A 21,151-nucleotide genomic window follows, 5' to 3' on the forward strand; every position below is an offset into this window, starting at 1 on the left:
ATGACCTACACCTTGCCTGCCTTGCCCTATGCCTACGATGCCCTGGAACCGCATATCGATGCGCAAACCATGGAGATTCACTACACCAAGCACCACCAGACCTACATCAATAACCTCAATGCTGCGGTCGAGGGCACCGAATTTGCGGGCTGGCCTGTAGAGAAACTGGTGTCCAGCGTGCAGCAGCTGCCGGAAAAACTACGTGCGGCCGTCATCAACCAAGGCGGCGGCCATGCCAACCACTCACTGTTCTGGGCGGTTATGTCACCTAAAGGTGGCGGCAAGCCCGACGGTGCGTTGGGAAAAGCTGTTGAAGAACAACTCGGCGGTTTCGACAGTTTCAAGGAGGCCTTCACCAAAGCCGCCTTGACCCGTTTCGGCAGCGGCTGGGCCTGGCTGAGCGTCACCCCGCAAAAGATGCTGATAGTGGAAAGCAGCGGCAACCAGGACAGCCCACTGATGAATGGCAATACGCCGATCCTCGGCCTGGACGTCTGGGAGCATGCTTATTACCTGCGGTACCAGAACCGTCGTCCTGAATACATCAATGCCTTCTACAGTGTTATTAACTGGCCGGAAGTTGCCGCACGCTATCAGGCCGCGTTGGCCTGACATTCCCTTCGATAACAAGATCTAAGGCCGACTATGGGCACTGAAACACTGGCGATCAGCAGCGTGCGAATGTTTCGTTATGCGTTTGGCTCGTTGCTGCTATTGGCAGGTACTGCATTGCTGGTGGCTCACGGGCTGGCCTGGCTGGATCTGGAGCCGCGCATCATGCGCGCCTTGCAGGGCGGGGCGATTTGCGCGCTTGGCACGGCGCTGGGGGCAGTTCCGGTCTTGGTGATTCGACGGATGCCGCTGGCGTTGAGCGATACCTTGTTGGGCTTCGGTGCTGGCGTGATGCTGGCGGCGACCGCCTTTTCGCTGGTCGTACCGGGTATTGCCGCTGCCGAAGCGATTGGTCTTTCGCCCTGGGGGGCAGGGGGGCTGATCAGCTTCGGCATCATGCTGGGGGCGTTCGGTCTGTATCTGGTGGATCGCAAGGTCTCCGGCGCCAGCCCGGAGATGTTGGTGGGTACGCCGGATAAACCGGTGATTCCACCGCGTATCTGGCTGTTCGTGTTTGCCATCATCGCCCACAACATCCCCGAAGGCATGGCGGTTGGCGTCTCAGCCGGCGGCGGCATGCCGGATGCCGACAGCCTGGCCATGGGCATTGCCTTGCAGGATGTGCCAGAAGGTCTGGTGATTGCGTTGGTATTGGCGGGGGCAGGGATGTCGCGGGTCAAGGCATTCCTGATCGGCGCCGCGTCAGGCTTGGTGGAACCGGTGTTCGCCGTGCTTTGCGCCTGGCTGGTGAGCCTGGCCGAGGTGCTGTTGCCGTTGGGCCTGGCGCTGGCCGCTGGCGCGATGTTGTTGGTGGTCACCCACGAAGTGATCCCGGAGTCGCGCCGCAATGGTCACGAAAAGCTTGCGAGCCTGGGGTTGTGCATGGGGTTCTGCTTGATGATGGTGATGGATACCGCCTTGGGGTGAAGCCTCTTGCTTCACACCCGCCTCAACGGGTGGGTTTTACTCACCCTCATCAAAGAAGTTGTTGATCAGCGCCACCAGGGCGTCCATTGCTTCCTGCTCTTGCTCGCCCTCGGTGCTCAAATGAATCTTTGTGCCCTTGCCGGCCGCCAACATCATCATCGCCATGATGCTTTTGCCATCGACCATGCTCTCCGGTGTGCGCCCGGCGCGGACCTGGCAAGGGAACTGCCCGGCAATACCGACGAATTTGGCCGAGGCGCGGGCATGCAGGCCCAGCTTGTTGATGATTTCAATTTCCAGAGCGGGCATCGCGGGGGTGTTCCTTTCAGCTAAGGTCGCGGTGGCGAACCTGGACGTTCTTGAGGGTTTGTTGCAGCACCTGGCCCAGGCGCTCGGTCAGGTAGACGGAACGGTGGTGGCCGCCGGTGCAGCCGATGGCAATGGTGACATAGGCTCGATTGCTCGCGGCAAAACGCGGCAACCATTTGAGCAGGTAGCTGGAAATGTCCTGGAACATCTCCTCCACATCCGGTTGCGCGGCCAGGTAATCGGCCACTGGCTGATCCAGCCCCGATTGGTCACGCAGTTCCGGCTTCCAATAAGGATTGGGCAGGCAGCGCACGTCGAACACCAGGTCGGCATCCACCGGCATGCCACGCTTGAACCCAAAGGACTCGACCAGAAATGCCGTGCCAGGCTCCGGCTGGTTCAGCAGGCGTAGCTTGATGGCATCGCGCAACTGATACAGGTTGAGGCTGGTGGTGTTGATCTTGAGATCGGCGAGGTCAATGATCGGCCCCAGCAGCTTGGTTTCATCCTCGATGGCTTCGGCCAGAGAACGGTGTGGGCTGCTGAGGGGGTGACGTCGACGGGTCTCTGAGAAGCGCTTAAGCAGGGTTTCTTCGTCGGCGTCCAGATACAGCACATCGCAGTGAATGTGCTTGGCGCGCACTTCTTCGAGCAATTCCGGAAAACGCGTGAGGTGGCTCGGCAGGTTGCGGGCGTCAATCGAAACGGCGACCAGGGGTTGCGCCAATTCGGTATGGATCAGTGCCCGCTCTGCCAATTCCGGGAGCAGTCCGGCCGGCAAGTTGTCGATGCAATAGAATCCGTTGTCCTCAAGAACGTTGAGGGCAGTACTTTTACCCGAGCCGGAGCGGCCGCTGACGATGATCAAACGCATGATTACTGCCCGTTTTGCTCATCCAGGACAACTTGGTACAGCGCCTCGTTGCTACTGGCACTGCGCAGTTTGTCGCGTACTTCCTTGCGGTCGAGCATGCTTGCGATCTGCCGAAGCAGTTCCAGGTGTGCATCGGTGGCGGCCTGTGGGACCAGCAGAACAAAAAGCAGGTCCACCGGGGCACCGTCGATCGCGTCGAAATCGATAGGTGCGTCCAAGTGCAGCAGGGCGCTGACAGGTGTCTCGCAGCCTTTGAGGCGGCAGTGAGGAATGGCGATGCCGTTGCCAAAACCGGTGGAACCGAGTTTTTCACGGGCGATCAGAGCCTCAAAGACATCCTGCATCTCCAGATCAGGCACTTGGCTGCTGATCAGGTTGGCAATTTGTTCGAGGGCTTTCTTCTTGCTGCCGCCCGGCACGTTCACGAGGGAACGGCCGGGGGGCAGGATGGTTTCAAGTCGGATCATGGGGGGAGAGTTAACGACCTGTGCCCTGAAGCAGGCTCAGATTCTTTTCCTTATGCTTTTTGAGTTGGCGGTCAAGCTTGTCTGTGAGCAAGTCGATTGATGCATACATGTCTTCATGTTCGGCATTGGCGACCACTTCTCCACCGGGTATCTGAAGTGTCGCTTCGATTTTCTGCTGAAGCTTGTCGACCTTCATGATGACCTGCACGTTGGTGATCTTGTCGAAATGGCCCTCAAGCTTCCTCAGCTTCTGCTCGACGTAGTCGCGTAGTGGAGGGGTGACTTCTATATGGTGTCCACTGATGTTGACTTGCATACAGCTTCTCCTTCGTTGCCAGTGCATAAAGCGGCGGGTAGGAATACCCGCCACTGGAACGCTGTGGCCCGCCCGTCACATCAAACGCTTACGCTCGCTGGAAGGCGCGATCCCAAGGGATTCGCGGTACTTGGCGACGGTTCGACGGGCGACCTGAATGCCTTGTGCTTCCAGTAAACCAGCGATCTTGCTGTCACTCAACGGCTTTTTCTGATTTTCCGCAGCAACCAGTTTTTTGATGATCGCGCGGATTGCCGTGGACGAGCATTCACCACCTTCCGAGGTGCTGACATGACTGGAGAAAAAGTATTTCAACTCATAAATACCCCGTGGGGTATGCATGAATTTTTGTGTGGTCACCCGGGAAATCGTCGATTCGTGCATGCCCACTGCTTCTGCGATGTCGTGCAGGACCAGCGGCTTCATCGCCTCGTCACCATATTCCAGGAAGCCGCGCTGGTGCTCGACGATCTGGGTGGCCACTTTCATCAGGGTTTCGTTGCGGCTCTGCAGGCTCTTGATGAACCAGCGGGCTTCCTGCAACTGGTTGCGCATGAAGGTGTTGTCGGCACTGGTGTCGGCGCGGCGCACAAAACCGGCATATTGCGGGTTGACCCGCAGGCGCGGCACCGATTCCTGGTTCAGTTCCACCAGCCAGCGTTCGTTGTCCTTGCGCACGATCACGTCGGGAACGACGTATTCGGCTTCGCTGGACTCAATCTGCGAGCCTGGACGCGGGTTGAGGCTTTGCACCAGCTCGATGACCTGGCGCAGGTCGTCTTCCTTGAGCTTCATGCGCCGCATCAACTGGCTGTAGTCGCGGCTGCCCAGCAGGTCAATGTAGTCGGTGACCAGGCGCTGGGCCTCGGCGAGCCATGGGGTCTTGGCGGGCAACTGACGCAGTTGCAGCAGCAGGCATTCGCTCAGGGTGCGGGCACCGATGCCGGCGGGCTCGAATTGTTGGATGCGGTGCAGGACCGCTTCGATTTCGTCCAGCTCGATATCCAGTTCCGGGTCAAAGGCCTCGAGAATCTCTTCGAGCGTCTCGTCCAGATAGCCCTGGTTATTGATGCAGTCGATCAGGGTCACGGCGATCAGGCGATCGGTGTCCGACATCGGCGCGAGGTTCAGTTGCCACAGCAGATGGCTCTGCAGGCTCTCGCCGGCGGAAGTGCGGGTGGTGAAGTCCCACTCGTCATCGTCATTGCTGGGCAGGCTGCTGGCGCTGGTCTGGTAGACATCCTCCCAGGCGGTGTCCACCGGGAGCTCGTTGGGAATACGTTCGTTCCAATCGCCTTCCTCAAGGTTATCCACCGTGGGGGCGGTTTCCTGGTAGGAGGGTTCCTGTACGTCGGAATTGGGTTTTTGCTCGATGTTGTCGGCCAGTGGGTCTGCATTATCGAAGTCGTCGCCTTCTTCCTGGCGTTCGAGCATCGGATTGGACTCCAGGGCCTCCTGGATTTCCTGTTGCAGGTCCAGGGTCGACAATTGGAGCAGGCGGATGGCCTGTTGCAGCTGCGGTGTCATCGTCAGCTGCTGGCCCATTCTCAGGACTAGCGATGGTTTCATGGCAGGGGCTTAACACCTTATTCGCCGGCGCAATGCGCCATCCACGACAGGGCGCGTGAGCGCCAAACATAAGCAAATTATATGCCTGATATCGGGGGCTTTGCCTAGAGCGCGGTAACAATAAAAATCCGGAGGTTTTCATTGACTCCCGCGCGCTTTGGCGAGCGGCCGTGACACCACGGTGTTTACAGGCGGAACTCGTGACCCAGGTACACTTCCTTGACCAGCTCGTTGGCCAGGATGGTGGCAGAGTCGCCTTCGGCGATCAGCTGACCATCGTTGACGATATACGCGGTTTCACAGATGTCGAGGGTCTCACGCACGTTGTGGTCGGTGATCAGTACACCGATGCCCTTGGCCTTGAGGTGATGGATGATCTGCTTGATGTCGCCGACCGAGATGGGGTCGACGCCGGCAAACGGTTCGTCCAGCAGGATGAACTTGGGGGCGGTGGCCAGGGCGCGGGCGATTTCCACGCGACGCCGCTCACCACCGGACAGGCTCATGCCAAGGTTGTCTCGAATGTGGTTGATGTGGAATTCCTGAAGCAGGCTTTCCAATTCTTTGCGGCGGCCTTCACGGTCGAGTTCCTTGCGGGTTTCAAGGATGGCCATGATGTTGTCGGATACCGACAGCTTGCGGAAGATCGACGCTTCCTGCGGAAGATAGCCGATACCGGCACGGGCGCGCCCGTGCATTGGCTGGTGGCTCACATCCAGGTCGTCGATCAGTACGCGACCTTGGTCCGCCTGGACCAGGCCGACAATCATGTAGAAGCAGGTGGTCTTGCCGGCGCCGTTGGGGCCAAGCAAGCCGACGATCTGGCCGCTGTCGATCGACAGGCTGACGTCGCGCACGACCTGACGGCTTTTATAGGCCTTGGCCAGATGCTGGGCTTTCAGGGTTGCCATTACTCGGCCTTCTTCTTCGGCTGGATAACCATATCGATACGGGGGCGTGGCGCGGTGACCTTGCTGCCATTGGCGCGACCGGCGTTGGCAATCTGCTTCACGGTGTCATAGGTGATCTTTTCACCTTCCGTGGAGTTGCCATCGGGGCTGAGTACCTTGGCCTGGTCGATCAGCACGATGCGATTCTGCTGGGCGTGATACTGGATGGTCTTGCCGTAGCCCTTCATCGGGCCGGTGTCGGTAGCCGACTGCTTCTGTTCGAAGTAAGCCAGGTTGCCCACCGATGTCACCACGTCGATATCGCCCGCTTGGGTGCGCGTCAGTGTCACCGTGTTGCCGGTGATCTTCATCGAACCCTGGGTGATGATCACGCCGCCGGTATAGGTGGCGACGCCTTGCTTGTCATCCAGTTGCGCATCGTCAGCCGAGATGTGGATCGGTTGCTGGCTATCGTTCGGCAGAGCCCAGGCGCTCACGCTTCCCAGTGCTGCGCCCAGGCCGAGCAAAATAGGGAGAGTTTTAACGAGCCTCATACTGTCCTCTTACGTTCGATAGCAGGTGTATCCTGCTTTCTTTCAAATACGCTTTCATTCCCTTGCCAGTCGATACACCGCCAGCGCCGTCGATTCTAACGTCTTGCTCGGTCTGCGCATATTGCTTCTGTGGGAATACGGTCATGCGACTGCTGGTAATCACGGTGTCACGGTTTTTGGCGTCAGTACGCGCAACGCGTACCGAGTCAATCAGTTCTACCTCGGTGCCGTCCGGGTTCACCTCGCCACGCTTGCTCGTGACATGCCACGGAAACTCGGTGCCGCGGTACAGGTTCAGGTCCGGGTTGGTCAGCAGGGTGACTTCCGTGGCCTTCAAGTGCTCGACTTTGTCCGACGTCATTTCGTACTGCACCTTGCCGTCGGGCAAGAACTGCACGCTATAGGCATTGGTGGCGTAATAGTCGATGGCCCCGTCGTCAACCTGCGCGGCAGGCTGGTCGAGGAAGCGCCCCGGGCTGATATTCCAGTAGCCCACCGCAAGGAACAGCGCGGCGATGACTCCGAATAGCAGGAAGTTGCGAATCTTTTTGCTCAGCATAAAACGCTCTATAGGTAGGCGGCGTGGGCCGCTTCAAGACTGCCTTGGGCTCGCAGGATCAGTTCACAGAACTCGCGGGCGGCACCTTCGCCGCCGCGGGCGGTGGTGATGCCGTGGGCGTGCTCGCGAACAAATGTCGCCGCATTGGCGACGGCCATGCCCAGGCCTACTCGGCGAATGACCGGCAAGTCAGGCAGATCATCGCCCAGATAGGCGACCTGCTCATAGCTTAGGTTGAGTTTGCCAAGAAGCTCGTCCAGAACCACCAGTTTATCCTCGCGGCCCTGATACAGGTGAGGAATACCGAGGTTTTGTGCGCGGCGTTCCACAACCGGGGTTTTTCTGCCGCTGATAATCGCCGTTTGCACGCCCGAAGCCATCAGCATCTTGATGCCCTGGCCGTCGAGGGTGTTGAACGTCTTGAATTCGCTGCCGTCTTCGAGAAAGTACAGGCGGCCATCGGTCAGTACGCCGTCAACGTCGAAAATCGCCAGTTTGATGTGTTTGCCGCGTTGCAACAGGTCGCTGGTCATTTACATCACTCCCGCACGCAGCAAGTCGTGCATGTTCAGGGCGCCAATCGGGTGGTCGTCGCTATCGATCACCACCAGTGCGCCGATCTTGTGGTCTTCCATGATCTTCAATGCTTCGGCTGCCAGCATTTCAGGGCGTGCAGTCTTGCCATGGGGGGTCATCACGGCGTCGATGGTCGCGGTGCGGATATCGATGGTGCGGTCCAGGGTGCGGCGCAAATCACCGTCAGTGAATACCCCGGCCAGGCGCCCATCGGCTTCCAGGATCACGGTCATACCCAGGCCCTTGCGGGTCATTTCCATCAGCGCGTCCTTCAGCAGGGTGCCGCGCTGGACGTGGGGCAATTCCTCGCCCGAATGCATGACATTTTCCACTTTCAGCAACAGACGGCGGCCCAGGGCACCACCTGGGTGGGAAAACGCGAAGTCTTCAGCGGTGAATCCGCGGGCTTCCAGCAGCGCTACGGCCAAGGCGTCGCCCATGACAAGGGCTGCGGTGGTGGAGGAGGTCGGCGCCAGGTTCAGCGGGCAGGCCTCGTGGTCCACGTGAACATTCAGGTTCACGTCGCCGGCCTTGGCCAGCGTTGATTCCGGGTTGCCGGTGACGCTGATCATCTTGATGCCCAGGCGCTTGATCAGCGGCAGCAGGGTCACGATTTCGTTGGTGGTGCCGGAGTTGGACAGCGCCAGGATGATGTCATCCTTGGTGATCATGCCCATGTCGCCGTGGCTGGCTTCGGCCGGATGTACGAAAAATGCGGTGGTCCCGGTGCTGGCCAGGGTGGCGGCGATCTTGTTGCCGACGTGGCCCGACTTGCCCATGCCGACCACGACAACACGGCCCTTGCTGGCCAGAATCATCTCGCAGGCGCGTACGAAATCTGCGTCGATATGGGCCAGTAAGCCTTCTACGGCTTCAACTTCGAGGCGGATGGTGCGTTGCGCGGATTGAATAAGGTCGCTGGATTGGCTCATGTCTGAAGTCGTATAGCCTGACGAAAAGTCGGCGATTATAGCGGTAATGATCAATTCCCTCACGCAAGTTCGTCAGGCTTTATTCAACGAATACCTGAGATCGATCCTCAGTAACATAGCCAGCAACCTTTTTTCCCTGTCCCTAAACTGAACTAGCGCTGTTCCGGCCTTGGGCGCCCTGTACCAGCAGTGATATAGTTCGCCGCCAGTTCAGTCCGCCCAGCCCATGAGGCTATCTATATGCGTCACCGTTGCAAACGTTTGTCGCATGCATGGTGTCTGAGTGAGAGGCTGCATCCCAAGGAGTTTAGATGAGTGCCGATAACGCCTACGCGGTCGAGCTGAAGGGACTGACCTTCAAGCGCGGGACGCGCAGCATCTTCAATAACGTCGATATTCGCATTCCCCGCGGCAAGGTCACGGGCATCATGGGTCCGTCCGGTTGCGGCAAGACCACGCTGTTGCGTCTGATGGGCATGCAATTGCGCCCCAGCGCCGGTGAAGTGTGGGTCAACGGCCAGAACCTGCCGACCTTGTCGCGCAGCGATCTGTTCGATGCTCGCAAGCATATGGGCGTGCTGTTCCAGAGCGGTGCGCTGTTTACCGACCTCGATGTGTTCGAGAACGTGGCGTTTCCGTTGCGGGTGCATACCCAGCTGTCCGACGAAATGATTCGTGACATTGTGTTGCTGAAATTGCAGGCCGTAGGCCTTCGTGGTGCCATCGACCTGATGCCCGACGAACTGTCCGGCGGCATGAAGCGCCGTGTGGCTCTGGCGCGTGCCATCGCCCTCGACCCGCAGATCCTCATGTACGACGAGCCTTTCGTCGGCCAGGATCCGATTGCCATGGGTGTGCTGGTGCGCCTGATTCGTCTGCTCAACGATGCGCTGGGTATCACCAGCATCGTGGTCTCTCACGACCTTGCAGAAACCGCGAGCATTGCCGATTACCTCTATGTAGTCGGCGATGGCCAGGTGCTGGGGCAGGGTACGCCTGAAGAACTGATGAACGCCGACAACCCGCGTATTCGCCAATTCATGACCGGCGATCCCGATGGCCCTGTGCCTTTTCACTTTCCGGCAGCGGATTACCGCTCAGACCTTCTGGGGAAGCGCTGATGCGCAAGACATCTCTCATCGAGAAGGTTCGCCTTTTCGGTCGATCCGGTATCGACATCGTCGAAGTGCTGGGTCGCTCGACAATTTTCCTGTTTCACGCCTTGCTCGGCCGCGGTGGCATTGGTGGCGGCTTCGGCCTGTTGATCAAGCAACTGCATTCGGTGGGCGTGATGTCCCTGGTGATCATTGTGGTCTCCGGGATGTTCATCGGGATGGTGCTGGCGTTGCAGGGCTTCAATATCCTGTCCAGCTACGGTTCGGAGCAGGCGGTGGGGCAGATGGTTGCCCTGACGCTGCTGCGTGAGTTGGGGCCGGTCGTGACCGCGTTGCTGTTCGCCGGACGAGCGGGTTCCGCGTTGACTGCCGAAATCGGCAACATGAAGTCCACCGAGCAGTTGTCCAGCCTGGAAATGATCGGCGTGGACCCGCTCAAGTACATTGTTGCCCCGCGCCTGTGGGCCGGCTTTATTTCCCTGCCTTTGCTGGCGATGATCTTCAGCGTGGTCGGTATCTGGGGCGGCTCCTGGGTGGCAGTGGACTGGCTGGGCGTCTACGACGGCTCCTACTGGGCCAACATGCAAAACAGCGTGACTTTCAGCGGTGACGTGCTCAATGGCGTCATAAAGAGCATCGTCTTCGCCTTTGTAGTGACCTGGATCGCCGTATTCCAAGGCTATGACTGTGAGCCCACTTCAGAAGGGATCAGTCGCGCCACCACCAAGACCGTTGTGTACGCCTCACTGGCGGTACTGGGCCTTGACTTCATTTTGACCGCCTTGATGTTTGGAGATTTCTGATGCAAAACCGCACTGTGGAAATCGGTGTCGGCCTTTTCTTGCTGGCTGGCATCCTGGCTTTACTGTTGCTGGCCCTGCGAGTCAGTGGCCTTTCCGCCAGCCCGACCGCCGATACTTATAAACTTTACGCTTACTTCGACAATATCGCTGGTTTGACTGTCAGAGCTAAAGTGACCATGGCCGGTGTCACCATCGGCAAGGTCACGGCAATCGATCTGGATCATGACAGCTTCACGGGTCGAGTGACGATGCAGCTGGATAAGAAGGTAGATAATCTGCCTACCGATTCCACTGCATCTATCCTCACTGCGGGTCTGCTGGGCGAGAAATACATCGGTGTCAGCGTGGGCGGGGAAACAGCCCTGCTCAAGGATGGCTCGACAATCCACGACACACAGTCGTCGTTGGTGCTTGAAGACCTGATCGGTAAATTCCTGCTCAATACGGTCAATAAAGACGCTAAATGAGGAATCTGTACATGATCTCTACCTTGCGACGTGGTCTCCTGGTACTGCTTGCAGCGCTGCCGTTGATGGCCAACGCAGCAGGTTCTGCGCACGAACTGGTGCAGGACACTACCAACAGGATGTTGGCTGACCTGACTGCCAATAAAGAGCAGTACAAGCAAGACCCTTCCAAGTTTTATGAAGCGCTCAACACTATTGTTGGTCCCGTGGTGGATGCTGAAGGTATCTCCAAAAGCATCATGACGGTCAAATATTCGCGCAAGGCCACTCCTGCGCAAATGCAAACGTTCCAGGAAAACTTCAAGCGCGGCCTGTTCCAGTTTTATGGCAACGCTTTGCTTGAGTACAACAACCAGGGCATCACCGTCGCTCCTGCCGGGGATGAGTCGGGTGACCGCACCAGTGTCAACATGAGCGTCAAGGGCAACAATGGTGCCGTTTACCCGGTGCAGTACACGCTGGAGAAGATCAGTGGCGAGTGGAAACTGCGCAACGTGATCATCAACGGTATCAACATCGGCAAGCTGTTCCGTGACCAGTTCGCCGACGCCATGCAGCGCAATGGCAACGACCTGGACAAAACCATCAATGGTTGGGCCGGTGAAGTCGCCAAGGCCAAGGAAGAGACCGATAAAACTGCAGGGAAGCCTGCGCAATGACCGAGTCGGCTGTTCGTCTCGGCGACGCTGGCGAGTTGTTCCTCAGCGGCGTGCTGGATTACCGCACCGGGCCTGACCTGCGCAAGCAGGGCCAGGCGCTGATCAAGGCCAGCACTGCCCCTGCGTTGGTGCTGGATTGCTCGGCGGTAACCAAGTCCAGCAGCGTCGGCTTGTCGTTGCTGCTGTGCTTCATGCGTGATGCTGAGGCGGCCAAAAAACCGGTCAGCATCCGTGCATTGCCTGAAGACATGCGTGAAATCGCCGAAGTTTCCGGTTTGACCGAGCTATTGGCGCATCCTTAATACACATTATCGATGAAGCCCCCCGTCAGAGTCCTGCTATGCGGGGTTCGCAGGCGCGGGGCTTTTTTGTATGATGTGCGACCCGTGCGCACTGGGCGCCGATAGAGGTTGATCATGCAGGCCCTAGAAGTTAAGAGCTTTCTCGAAGGAAAGCTGCCGGATACGAACGTAGAAGTTGAAGGCGAAGGCTGCAACTTCCAGCTGAACGTGATTAGCGATGAACTGGCGGCACTCAGCCCGGTCAAGCGTCAGCAGCAGATCTATGCCCATTTGAACCCGTGGATCACCGATGGCAGCATCCACGCGGTCACTATGAAATTTTTCAGTCGCGCGGCCTGGGCCGAGCGCACCTGAGCCCCCAAGGCGTCGAGATTCTTATGGATAAATTGATTATTACCGGCGGTGCCCGCCTCGATGGCGAGATTCGCATTTCCGGTGCGAAAAACTCTGCCTTGCCGATCCTGGCCGCGACCTTGCTGTGCGATGGCCCGGTAACCGTAGCCAACCTGCCGCACCTGCACGACATCACCACCATGATCGAGCTGTTTGGTCGCATGGGTATTGAGCCGGTAATCGACGAGAAGCTGTCCGTCGAAATCGATCCGCGCACCATCAAGACCCTGATCGCCCCGTACGAACTGGTGAAAACCATGCGTGCGTCGATCTTGGTATTGGGCCCGATGGTCGCCCGTTTCGGCGAGGCCGAAGTCGCATTGCCTGGCGGTTGCGCCATTGGCTCGCGTCCGGTGGACCTGCACATCCGTGGCCTTGAAGCCATGGGCGCGACCATCGACGTCGAAGGCGGCTACATCAAGGCCAAGGCGCCGGAAGGCGGCCTGCGTGGCGCGAACTTCTTCTTTGATACCGTCAGCGTGACCGGTACCGAAAACATCATGATGGCCGCTGCCCTGGCCAACGGCCGCAGTGTTCTGCAAAACGCTGCGCGCGAGCCTGAAGTGGTCGACCTGGCCAACTTCCTGATCGCCATGGGTGCCAACATCACCGGCGCCGGCACCGACACCATCACCATTGACGGTGTGAAACGCCTGCACCCTGCCACCTACAAAGTGATGCCGGACCGTATCGAGACCGGTACCTACCTGGTTGCTGCCGCCGTCACCGGTGGTCGCGTCAAGGTCAAGGACACCGATCCGACCATTCTGGAAGCGGTCCTGGAAAAACTGCGCGAAGCCGGTGCCGAAATCACCACCGGTGAAGACTGGATCGAGCTGAACATGCACGGCAAGCGGCCAAAAGCCGTTAACGTGCGTACCGCTCCGTACCCGGCGTTCCCGACCGACATGCAGGCGCAGTTCATCTCCTTGAACGCCATTGCCGAAGGCACGGGTGCAGTGATCGAGACCATCTTCGAAAACCGCTTCATGCACGTGTACGAACTGCACCGCATGGGCGCGAAGATCCAGGTTGAAGGCAACACTGCCATCGTTACCGGCACCGAGAAGCTCAAGGGCGCGCCAGTCATGGCCACCGACCTGCGCGCTTCGGCCAGCCTGGTGATCTCGGCGCTGATCGCCGAAGGCGATACCCTGATCGACCGCATCTACCACATCGACCGTGGTTACGAGTGCATCGAGGAAAAACTGCAGATGCTCGGCGCGAAAATCCGCCGCGTACCGGGCTAGTCCCCACTGCATTGTAGGAGCGAGCTTGCTCGCGAAGAACTCGTGGGCACCGCGTTGAGTCTGAATAAACGCGTTATCGTTGACGTTTTTCACGAGCAAGCTCGCTCCTACATACACTGATTTGTTTCAAGTCGAGGCTGTCATGGCCTCGATCTGTGTCTGGCGCCGTTTGCGACCGGACAGCAATAGCCTGATGAAGGATTGACGTTTCCCATGTTGACCATCGCACTGTCCAAGGGCCGCATCCTTGACGACACTTTGCCGCTTCTGGCTGAAGCGGGCATCGTGCCGACCGAGAATCCGGACAAGAGCCGCAAGCTGATCATCCCTACGACCCAGGACGACGTTCGCCTGCTGATCGTACGGGCTACCGACGTGCCGACTTACGTTGAACATGGCGCGGCCGACCTCGGTGTCGCCGGTAAAGACGTGCTGATGGAATACGGCGGCCAAGGCCTGTACGAGCCGCTGGACCTGCGCATTGCCCTGTGCAAGCTGATGACCGCCGGCCGTGTCGGTGATGTCGAGCCTAAAGGCCGCCTGCGCGTGGCCACCAAGTTCGTCAACGTTGCCAAGCGTTACTACGCCGAACAAGGCCGTCAGGTCGACATCATCAAGCTCTACGGCTCGATGGAGCTGGCGCCGCTGATCGGCCTGGCTGACAAGATCATCGACGTGGTCGACACCGGCAACACCCTGCGTGCCAACGGTCTCGAACCACAGGATTTTATCGCCGATATCAGCTCTCGGCTGATCGTCAACAAAGCGTCGATGAAGATGCAACACGCCCGTATCCAGGCGTTGATCGACACCCTGCGCCAGGCAGTGGAGTCTCGACACCGCGGTTGACTCACCTGCGTAGCTGAAAAGCTGCGCCCGTCTATCCGCCTCATAGCCAGAATTCTCAGGTGCCCAAGCGGAAACGACTGCTAGTTTAGGGCGCCTGAGTTTTTGCCAATTCTATTGAGGCCCTCGCTATGACCACGTCCACTGCAATTGCCCGACTCAATGCTGCCGACCCGGATTTCGCCCATCATCTGGATCATCTGCTGAGCTGGGAAAGCGTGTCCGACGACTCGGTCAACCAGCGGGTGCTCGACATTATCAAGGCCGTGCGCGAGCGCGGTGATGCGGCGTTGGTGGACTTCACCCGCCAGTTCGACGGTCTGGACGTCAAGTCCATGTCTGACCTGATCCTGCCTCGCGAACGCCTGGAACTGGCCCTGACGCGCATCACCGCGCCACAGCGCGAAGCCCTCGAAGTCGCCGCGAGCCGAGTGCGCAGCTACCACGAAAAACAGAAGCAGGACTCCTGGAGCTACACCGAGGCCGACGGCACCGTGCTGGGCCAGAAGGTCACGCCGCTGGACCGTGCTGGTCTGTACGTACCGGGCGGGAAAGCTTCTTACCCGTCCTCAGTATTGATGAACGCGATCCCGGCCAAAGTGGCCGGCGTGACCGAAGTGGTCATGGTGGTACCGACCCCGCGCGGTGAAATCAACGAACTGGTACTGGCTGCCGCCTGTATTGCCGGTGTCGACCGCGTGTTCACCATCGGCGGTGCCCAAGCGGTTGCCGCCCTGGCTTATGGCACCGAAAGCGTGCCGAAGGTCGACAAGGTGGTCGGTCCCGGCAACATCTACGTCGCCACTGCCAAGCGCCATGTGTTCGGCCAGGTCGGTATCGACATGATCGCCGGCCCTTCGGAAATCCTCGTGGTGTGCGACGGCCAGACCGACCCGGACTGGATCGCCATGGACCTGTTCTCCCAGGCCGAGCACGACGAAGACGCCCAGGCGATTCTGGTCAGCCCCGACGCCGAGTTCCTCGACAAGGTCGCCGCCAGCATCAATAAGCTGCTGCCGACCATGGACCGCGCCGAGATCATCGAGAAGTCGATCAATGGTCGTGGTGCGCTGATCCTGGTGCGTGACATGGAACAGGCCATCGAAGTGGCCAACCGTATCGCGCCGGAGCACCTGGAGCTGTCCGTGGCCGATCCGCAGGCCTGGCTGCCGTCGATTCGCCATGCGGGTGCGATCTTCATGGGCCGCCACACCAGCGAAGCGCTGGGCGACTACTGCGCCGGCCCTAACCACGTGCTGCCGACTTCCGGCACCGCGCGCTTCTCGTCGCCGCTGGGGGTGTATGACTTCCAGAAACGTTCGTCGATCATCTTTTGCTCTCCACAAGGCGCTTCCGAATTGGGCAAGACCGCCTCGGTGCTGGCCCGTGGTGAATCCCTGAGCGCCCACGCCCGTAGTGCTGAGTATCGAATCCTGGAAGAGGGGAAATAACACATGAGCAAATTCTGGAGCCCCTTCGTCAAGGACCTCGTGCCTTACGTGCCCGGCGAGCAACCGAAGCTGACCAAACTGGTCAAGCTCAACACCAATGAAAACCCCTACGGCCCGTCTCCCAAGGCGCTGGCCGCGATGCAGGCCGAGTTGAACGACAACCTGCGCCTGTACCCGGACCCCAACAGCGACCTGCTCAAGCAGGCCGTGGCCAAGTATTACGGGATCGACGCCGGCAAGGTGTTCCTTGGCAACGGTTCCGATGAAGTCCTGGCGCACATCTTCCACGGCTTGTTCCAGCACGAGCTGCCGCTGCTGTTCCCGGATATCAGCTACAGCTTCTATCCGGTGTACTGCGGTCTCTACGGCATCAAGTCCAACCCGGTGCCGTTGGACGAGCAGTTCCAGATCCGCGTCGCGGACTACGCCAAGCCCAACGGCGGGATCATCTTCCCCAACCCGAACGCGCCCACCGGCTGCGTCCTGGCGCTGGACGCCGTGGAGCAGATCCTCAAGGCCAGCCCGGATTCGGTGGTGGTGGTCGATGAAGCCTATATCGACTTCGGTGGCGAAACCGCCATCAGTCTGGTGGACCGTTACCCGAACCTGCTGGTGACCCAGACCCTGTCCAAGTCGCGCTCACTGGCCGGTTTGCGTGTGGGCCTGGCCGTGGGCCACCCGGACCTCATCGAAGCGCTGGAGCGGGTCAAGAACAGCTTCAACTCCTACCCGCTGGATCGCCTGGCGATTGTCGGCGCGGCAGCGGCCTTCGAGGATCGTGAGTACTTCGAGAAGACGTGCCAGTTGGTTATCGATAGTCGCAACCAGCTGGTCGCGCAACTGGAAGGTAAAGGCTTTGAAGTGTTGCCGTCAGCGGCCAACTTTATCTTTGCCCGCCACCCACGGCACGACGCTGCCGGCCTGGCGGCCAAGTTGCGTGAGCAAGGGGTGATTGTGCGGCACTTCAAGCAGGAGCGGATTGCCCAGTTCCTGCGGATCAGCATCGGTACGCCGGAGCAGAACCAGGCGCTGATCGATGGGTTGGGTGAGCTCTAAGCCACACTGAAGATCAAAAAATGTGGGAGGGGGCTTGCCCCCGATAGCGGTGTATCAGTCAGCTAATGAATTGACTGACACACTGCCATCGGGAGCAAGCCCCCTCCCGCATTAGGTTCTGCCATATGTGTTAGATCAGCGGCTCTTCCGGCTTCTTGTTCTTCCAGCCATCATTGCCCGGCAGCAGCAGGTTCAAGCCAATCGCTACCACCGCACACAGTGCAATGCCCTTCAGGCCGAAGTCATCCGGACCCGTACCGGTCCCCACCAGCACACCGCCAATGCCGAACACCAGGGTCACCGACACAATCACCAGATTGCGCGCTTCACCCAGGTCGATCCTGTGGCGGATCAACGTGTTCATCCCCACCGCAGCAATCGAGCCGAACAGCAGGCACAGGATCCCGCCCATCACCGGCACCGGGATGCTTTGCAGCAGTGCACCGAACTTGCCGATGAACGCCAGGCTGATGGCAAACACTGCCGCCCAGGTCATGATCTTCGGGTTGTAGTTCTTGGTCAGCATCACCGCGCCCGTTACTTCGGCGTACGTGGTGTTCGGTGGGCCGCCAAACAGGCCGGCGGCGGTGGTGGCAATGCCGTCACCGAGCAAGGTGCGGTGCAGGCCAGGCTTCTTCAGGTAGTCGCGACCGGTCACGCTGCCTACTGCAATCACACCGCCGATATGTTCGATCGCCGGCGCCAGCGCTACCGGGACGATAAACAGGATCGCCTGCCAGTTGAACTCCGGCGCGGTGAAGTGGGGCAGGGCGAACCACGGTGCGGCGGCGATTTTCGCCGTGTCGACCACGCCAAAGTAGAAGGCCATGGCAAAGCCCACCAGCACGCCGGAGATGATCGGCACCAGGCGGAAGATACCCTTGCCGAACACCGCCACGATCAACGTGGTGAGCAGCGCAGGCATCGAGATCATCATCGCCGTCTGGTAATGAATCAGTTCGGCGCCATCGCCGGATTTCCCCATCGCCATATTCGCGGCGATCGGTGCCATGGCCAGTCCGATGGAAATAATCACCGGGCCGATGACCACCGGAGGCAGCAGGCGGTCGATGAAACCGGTGCCTTTGATCTTCACGGCCAGGCCGAGGAAGGTATAGACAAACCCGGCTGCCATCACCCCGCCCATGGTCGCTGCGAGGCCGAACTGGCCCTTGGCGAGAATAATCGGGGTGATGAAGGCAAAGCTCGACGCCAGGAAGACCGGCACCTGCCGCCCTGTCACCACCTGGAACAACAGCGTGCCCAGGCCGGCGGTGAACAGTGCGACGTTTGGATCAAGACCTGTGATCAGTGGCATCAACACCAGCGCGCCAAATGCGACGAAGAGCATCTGTGCGCCAGACAGGATCTGGCGCCAAAGCGGGTCGTTGAATTCATCCTGCATGCTCACGCGTCCTTCTGCTTGGTGCCGAAGATCTTGTCACCGGCATCGCCCAGGCCTGGGATGATGTAACCGTGTTCGTTCAGGCGCTCATCGATGGAGGCGGTGTAGATCTGCACGTCCGGATGGGCTTTCTCGACGGCCGCGATGCCTTCGGGCGCGGCCACCAGCACCATGGCGCGGATGTCCCGGCAACCGGCTTTTTTCAGCAGGTCGATGGTGGCAACCATGGAGCTGCCGGTGGCGAGCATCGGGTCGATGATCATGGCCAGGCGCTCGTTGATTTCCGGTACGAGTTTTTCCAGGTAGGTGTGGGCCTGCAGGGTTTCTTCGTTGCGGGCTACGCCGACGGCGCTGACCTTGGCGCCCGGAATCAGGCTGAGCACGCCTTCGAGCATGCCGATACCGGCGCGCAGGATCGGCACCACGGTGATTTTCTTACCGGCGATCTTCTCGACCTGAACGGTGCCTGCCCAACCTTCGATGTCGTAGGTTTCCAGAGGCAAATCTTTGGTGGCTTCGTAAGTGAGCAGCGCTCCAACTTCCTGAGCAAGCTCACGGAAATTCTTCGTGCTAATGTCGGCACGGCGCATAAGGCCGAGTTTGTGTCGGATCAGCGGGTGGCGGATCTCGCGAGTGGGCATGGGAAAGGCTCCGGCGGCGGGCAAAAAAACCGGCCTAGATTAATCTATCCGAGGGTGTTGTCCTATAGACATCTAGTACGTTAGTCCATTAAGGCTTGATCGTTGCGCCTCACATGCGTACCTTTGCCCGCTTTTCTTGCCACAGCACCCCTTGGAGAGCGCCATGTCCGCTGATCTCGAGCATATCCGTCAAATCATGCGCGAGGCTGACTGCCTGTACACCGAAGCGCAAGTCGAAGCAGCGATCGCCAAGGTTGGCGCACACATCACCCGCGAAATGGCCGACACCAACCCGGTGGTCTTCTGCGTGATGAACGGTGGCCTGATTTTCGCCGGCAAATTGCTGACTCACCTGCAATTCCCGTTGGAAGCGTCTTACCTGCACGCCACTCGCTATCGCAACGAAACCACCGGCGGCGACCTGTTCTGGAAAGCCAAGCCGGAAGTCTCGTTTATCGACCGCGACGTGTTGATCATCGACGACATCCTCGATGAGGGCCACACCCTGGGTGCGATCATCGACTTCTGCAAACACGCTGGCGCACGCAAAGTGCACACCGCCGTGCTGATCGACAAAGACCACGACCGCAAGGCCCGTCCCGAGTTGAAAGCCGATTTCGTCGGCTTGCCATGCATCGATCGCTACATCTTCGGTTACGGTATGGATTACAAAGGCTACTGGCGCAACGCCAATGGAATCTACGCCGTCAAAGGTATGTAACGTATGACGCGCTTTCTTGATCAGACGCTGTTTGCCGAGCTGGCCGAGAAAGCGGGCGCCAGCCCGCGTGGTCGGCATCATCACAACTTCCATCAAATGGAAGAGCCGTGCCATCGCCTGGCCGTGGGTCTGCAGCCCAACACGTATGTGCCGCCACATCGGCACTTGAGCGCTGACAAGGCGGAAACCTTGCTGGTCCTCCAGGGGCGCTTGGGCTTGCTGGTGTTCAGCGATACCGGCGAGGTGCTCGCCAAGCGGGTGATGCAGGCCGGCGGCGAATGCTCGGGCGTCGACCTGCCGCCTGGCGTGTTTCATGGCCTGGTGGTGCTCGCGCCCGACACGGTGATGTTCGAGTGCAAGGCCGGGCCTTATCGGCCGGTGGGCGAGGGCGAACTGGCCGATTGGGCGCCCCGCGAAGGCGACGCCAACGTGGCCGAGTATCAACGCTGGATGCTTGCCCAGTTCGATTGAGCTACAGTGCTGGGCCACCTCTTGCGGAGCGGCCCATGAGCCTGTTGATACGCACCTGCGCCGCCCTGGCGTTGACCGTCAGTTTGCCCCTGGCGGCTGCTCCTGCACCGATGCACAACCAATTCCTGCCGGCCGACGACCTTGCCCTGCGCGCCGAGGCGCCTGACCAGCAGCAGTTGCTGCAAGTCACCGAGTACACCGTGGTGGTGGGCAACCAACGTCAATCCAACCAGCAACCGATCCCCGTGACCTCACCGCTGATGATCCGCCTCAAGGGCAAGTCCCTGAACAAGGGCGCGACCATCAACCAGGTGGTGCTCAACTTCGATGCCGAAAGCAAAAGCCTGAAAAAGCCGGCATACGATGAGAAGAGTAAAACCTTGATCCTGTCGTACCCGGTGGCCCAGTACCGAGTGATTGTCGACTTGCTGCGCAATGACACGGTGTATGTGCAGTTCCTCAGTTACGCCAACGGGCATATCTGGGCGGATTTGCATACCGGTGCTGTTCGTAGCAAATAGCAAAAACACTGAAGATCCAAGTGTGGGATGGGGGCAAGTCCCGTCCCGCATTGGTCCTCGAGCGCTTTCGAAGCCTGTGTTGCACAGGTAGACTTCAAACCCCGTGTAAATGTCTGCTGGCTGGAGTCGGTAATGCGTAAAGATAAGAAACAGGTGATTGGTGACGAGATCGGCGACGATCAGATCAAGTTGTTCCTGGACTTCGAGCCGGTTGACGCGATTTCCCCGTCCTTGCACAAACTGATCAAGGCCTACCGTGGCCTGCGTATCGACGACTTCGAGCGCTTCCTGGTTTTCTTCAAGGAAGCCGGTTTGGACCTGGATGGCAAGGATGAGCACGGCCAGACCTTCGTCGACCTGATCAAGGACCAGCGTAACGCCGCCGAGTACATCGAGCTGATCGACAACGCCCGCGGCTGATGCTTCCTGGCCATAAAAAACGCCCCGTTCTCATCGCGAGAACGG

At 59.3% G+C, this 21,151-nt stretch carries 28 protein-coding genes; 16 read left to right on the forward strand and 12 right to left on the reverse strand.

Features of this window, described 5'->3' with window-relative positions; translation table 11 throughout:
- A complete protein-coding gene (locus tag FBY10_RS01480; protein WP_131698426.1) occupies nt 1-612 on the forward strand; it encodes a superoxide dismutase in 612 nt (203 codons plus the stop codon).
- 33 nt (nt 613-645) lie between these two features.
- Nucleotides 646-1,539, forward strand: coding sequence for a ZIP family metal transporter (locus FBY10_RS01485; RefSeq protein ID WP_145335336.1), 894 nt, complete (start codon nt 646-648; stop codon nt 1,537-1,539).
- Nucleotides 1,540-1,575: 36 nt separating this feature from the next.
- On the opposite strand, the gene FBY10_RS01490 is transcribed toward FBY10_RS01485, so the two are convergent.
- The 10 genes from FBY10_RS01490 to FBY10_RS01535 form a co-directional block, all read right to left on the reverse strand.
- On the reverse strand, nt 1,576-1,848 hold the full coding sequence (locus FBY10_RS01490) for an HPr family phosphocarrier protein (protein ID WP_131698424.1): 273 nt from the start codon (nt 1,846-1,848) through the stop codon (nt 1,576-1,578).
- Nucleotides 1,849-1,864: 16 nt separating this feature from the next.
- Nucleotides 1,865-2,722 (reverse strand): RNase adapter RapZ, encoded by an 858-nt coding sequence (rapZ, locus tag FBY10_RS01495; protein ID WP_027604814.1) that lies wholly within the window; start codon nt 2,720-2,722, stop codon nt 1,865-1,867.
- A gap of 2 nt (nt 2,723-2,724) precedes the next feature.
- The gene (gene ptsN / locus FBY10_RS01500) at nt 2,725-3,189 is read right to left on the reverse strand and encodes a PTS IIA-like nitrogen regulatory protein PtsN (RefSeq protein WP_145335334.1); all 465 of its coding nucleotides are present in this window, start codon (nt 3,187-3,189) and stop codon (nt 2,725-2,727) included.
- Between the two features lie 10 nt (nt 3,190-3,199).
- A complete protein-coding gene (gene hpf / locus FBY10_RS01505; protein WP_090409416.1) occupies nt 3,200-3,505 on the reverse strand; it encodes a ribosome hibernation-promoting factor, HPF/YfiA family in 306 nt (101 codons plus the stop codon).
- Between the two features lie 75 nt (nt 3,506-3,580).
- Nucleotides 3,581-5,074, reverse strand: a complete 1,494-nt coding sequence (locus tag FBY10_RS01510; protein ID WP_065924292.1) for an RNA polymerase factor sigma-54 — start codon at nt 5,072-5,074, stop codon at nt 3,581-3,583.
- 185 nt (nt 5,075-5,259) lie between these two features.
- Entirely contained in the window at nt 5,260-5,985 is a 726-nt protein-coding gene (lptB, locus tag FBY10_RS01515) for an LPS export ABC transporter ATP-binding protein (protein ID WP_027604810.1), read from the reverse strand.
- Nucleotides 5,985-6,518 carry a lipopolysaccharide transport periplasmic protein LptA gene (lptA, locus tag FBY10_RS01520; protein WP_027604809.1) on the reverse strand — a complete coding sequence of 178 codons (534 nt, stop codon included), beginning with the start codon at nt 6,516-6,518 and terminating at the stop codon, nt 5,985-5,987. The genes lptB and lptA overlap by 1 nt, the downstream gene beginning before the upstream one ends.
- Nucleotides 6,505-7,077 carry an LPS export ABC transporter periplasmic protein LptC gene (gene lptC / locus FBY10_RS01525; RefSeq protein WP_131698422.1) on the reverse strand — a complete coding sequence of 191 codons (573 nt, stop codon included), beginning with the start codon at nt 7,075-7,077 and terminating at the stop codon, nt 6,505-6,507. The genes lptA and lptC overlap by 14 nt, the downstream gene beginning before the upstream one ends.
- Nucleotides 7,078-7,085: 8 nt before the next feature.
- Nucleotides 7,086-7,610 carry an HAD family hydrolase gene (locus tag FBY10_RS01530; RefSeq protein ID WP_131698421.1) on the reverse strand — a complete coding sequence of 175 codons (525 nt, stop codon included), beginning with the start codon at nt 7,608-7,610 and terminating at the stop codon, nt 7,086-7,088.
- Nucleotides 7,611-8,585, reverse strand: coding sequence for a KpsF/GutQ family sugar-phosphate isomerase (locus FBY10_RS01535; protein WP_131698420.1), 975 nt, complete (start codon nt 8,583-8,585; stop codon nt 7,611-7,613).
- A 311-nt stretch (nt 8,586-8,896) separates the two neighbouring features.
- Here FBY10_RS01535 and FBY10_RS01540 point away from each other — a divergent pair, with 311 nt between their 5' ends.
- The 10 genes from FBY10_RS01540 to hisC all read left to right on the forward strand — a co-directional run bounded on the left by FBY10_RS01540 (nt 8,897) and on the right by hisC (nt 16,927).
- Nucleotides 8,897-9,706: an ATP-binding cassette domain-containing protein gene (locus tag FBY10_RS01540; RefSeq protein WP_003171811.1), complete on the forward strand. Its 810-nt coding sequence runs from the start codon at nt 8,897-8,899 to the stop codon at nt 9,704-9,706.
- On the forward strand, nt 9,706-10,503 hold the full coding sequence (gene mlaE, locus FBY10_RS01545) for a lipid asymmetry maintenance ABC transporter permease subunit MlaE (RefSeq protein ID WP_131698419.1): 798 nt from the start codon (nt 9,706-9,708) through the stop codon (nt 10,501-10,503). Before FBY10_RS01540 ends, mlaE begins: the two co-directional genes overlap by 1 nt.
- The gene (gene mlaD, locus FBY10_RS01550; RefSeq protein WP_131698418.1) at nt 10,503-10,970 is read left to right on the forward strand and encodes an outer membrane lipid asymmetry maintenance protein MlaD; all 468 of its coding nucleotides are present in this window, start codon (nt 10,503-10,505) and stop codon (nt 10,968-10,970) included. The genes mlaE and mlaD overlap by 1 nt, the downstream gene beginning before the upstream one ends.
- An 11-nt stretch (nt 10,971-10,981) precedes the next feature.
- Nucleotides 10,982-11,629 carry a phospholipid-binding protein MlaC gene (locus FBY10_RS01555; RefSeq protein ID WP_131698417.1) on the forward strand — a complete coding sequence of 216 codons (648 nt, stop codon included), beginning with the start codon at nt 10,982-10,984 and terminating at the stop codon, nt 11,627-11,629.
- Nucleotides 11,626-11,931 carry a lipid asymmetry maintenance protein MlaB gene (locus tag FBY10_RS01560; protein WP_145335332.1) on the forward strand — a complete coding sequence of 102 codons (306 nt, stop codon included), beginning with the start codon at nt 11,626-11,628 and terminating at the stop codon, nt 11,929-11,931. The genes FBY10_RS01555 and FBY10_RS01560 overlap by 4 nt, the downstream gene beginning before the upstream one ends.
- Nucleotides 11,932-12,045: 114 nt before the next feature.
- Complete coding sequence (locus tag FBY10_RS01565) at nt 12,046-12,285, forward strand: BolA family protein (protein ID WP_027604803.1); 240 nt, start codon at nt 12,046-12,048, stop codon at nt 12,283-12,285.
- A 23-nt stretch (nt 12,286-12,308) separates the two neighbouring features.
- Entirely contained in the window at nt 12,309-13,574 is a 1,266-nt protein-coding gene (gene murA / locus FBY10_RS01570; RefSeq protein WP_024073479.1) for a UDP-N-acetylglucosamine 1-carboxyvinyltransferase, read from the forward strand.
- Nucleotides 13,575-13,787: 213 nt separating this feature from the next.
- A complete protein-coding gene (hisG, locus tag FBY10_RS01575; protein ID WP_027604802.1) occupies nt 13,788-14,423 on the forward strand; it encodes an ATP phosphoribosyltransferase in 636 nt (211 codons plus the stop codon).
- A 128-nt stretch (nt 14,424-14,551) separates the two neighbouring features.
- Nucleotides 14,552-15,871, forward strand: a complete 1,320-nt coding sequence (gene hisD, locus FBY10_RS01580) for a histidinol dehydrogenase (protein ID WP_131698415.1) — start codon at nt 14,552-14,554, stop codon at nt 15,869-15,871.
- Nucleotides 15,872-15,874: 3 nt separating this feature from the next.
- On the forward strand, nt 15,875-16,927 hold the full coding sequence (gene hisC, locus FBY10_RS01585; protein WP_131698414.1) for a histidinol-phosphate transaminase: 1,053 nt from the start codon (nt 15,875-15,877) through the stop codon (nt 16,925-16,927).
- 130 nt (nt 16,928-17,057) lie between these two features.
- On the opposite strand, the gene FBY10_RS01590 is transcribed toward hisC, so the two are convergent.
- Both FBY10_RS01590 and upp read right to left on the reverse strand, forming a co-directional pair.
- Nucleotides 17,058-18,332, reverse strand: coding sequence for a uracil-xanthine permease family protein (locus FBY10_RS01590; RefSeq protein WP_131698413.1), 1,275 nt, complete (start codon nt 18,330-18,332; stop codon nt 17,058-17,060).
- Between the two features lie 2 nt (nt 18,333-18,334).
- The gene (gene upp, locus FBY10_RS01595) at nt 18,335-18,973 is read right to left on the reverse strand and encodes a uracil phosphoribosyltransferase (protein ID WP_027604798.1); all 639 of its coding nucleotides are present in this window, start codon (nt 18,971-18,973) and stop codon (nt 18,335-18,337) included.
- Nucleotides 18,974-19,136: 163 nt separating this feature from the next.
- On the opposite strand from upp, the gene FBY10_RS01600 reads away from it, so the two are divergent.
- The 4 genes from FBY10_RS01600 to FBY10_RS01615 all read left to right on the forward strand — a co-directional run bounded on the left by FBY10_RS01600 (nt 19,137) and on the right by FBY10_RS01615 (nt 21,106).
- Nucleotides 19,137-19,694, forward strand: a complete 558-nt coding sequence (locus FBY10_RS01600; protein ID WP_131698412.1) for a hypoxanthine-guanine phosphoribosyltransferase — start codon at nt 19,137-19,139, stop codon at nt 19,692-19,694.
- Nucleotides 19,695-19,697: 3 nt separating this feature from the next.
- On the forward strand, nt 19,698-20,165 hold the full coding sequence (locus tag FBY10_RS01605) for a WbuC family cupin fold metalloprotein (RefSeq protein ID WP_131698411.1): 468 nt from the start codon (nt 19,698-19,700) through the stop codon (nt 20,163-20,165).
- A 35-nt stretch (nt 20,166-20,200) separates the two neighbouring features.
- Nucleotides 20,201-20,686: a hypothetical protein gene (locus FBY10_RS01610; RefSeq protein WP_145335330.1), complete on the forward strand. Its 486-nt coding sequence runs from the start codon at nt 20,201-20,203 to the stop codon at nt 20,684-20,686.
- Between the two features lie 132 nt (nt 20,687-20,818).
- The gene (locus FBY10_RS01615) at nt 20,819-21,106 is read left to right on the forward strand and encodes a PA4642 family protein (RefSeq protein WP_145335328.1); all 288 of its coding nucleotides are present in this window, start codon (nt 20,819-20,821) and stop codon (nt 21,104-21,106) included.
- The last annotated feature ends 45 nt before the right edge of the window (nt 21,107-21,151 follow it).

The organism is Pseudomonas sp. SJZ103 (assembly GCF_007828335.1).
GTDB lineage: Bacteria > Pseudomonadota > Gammaproteobacteria > Pseudomonadales > Pseudomonadaceae > Aquipseudomonas.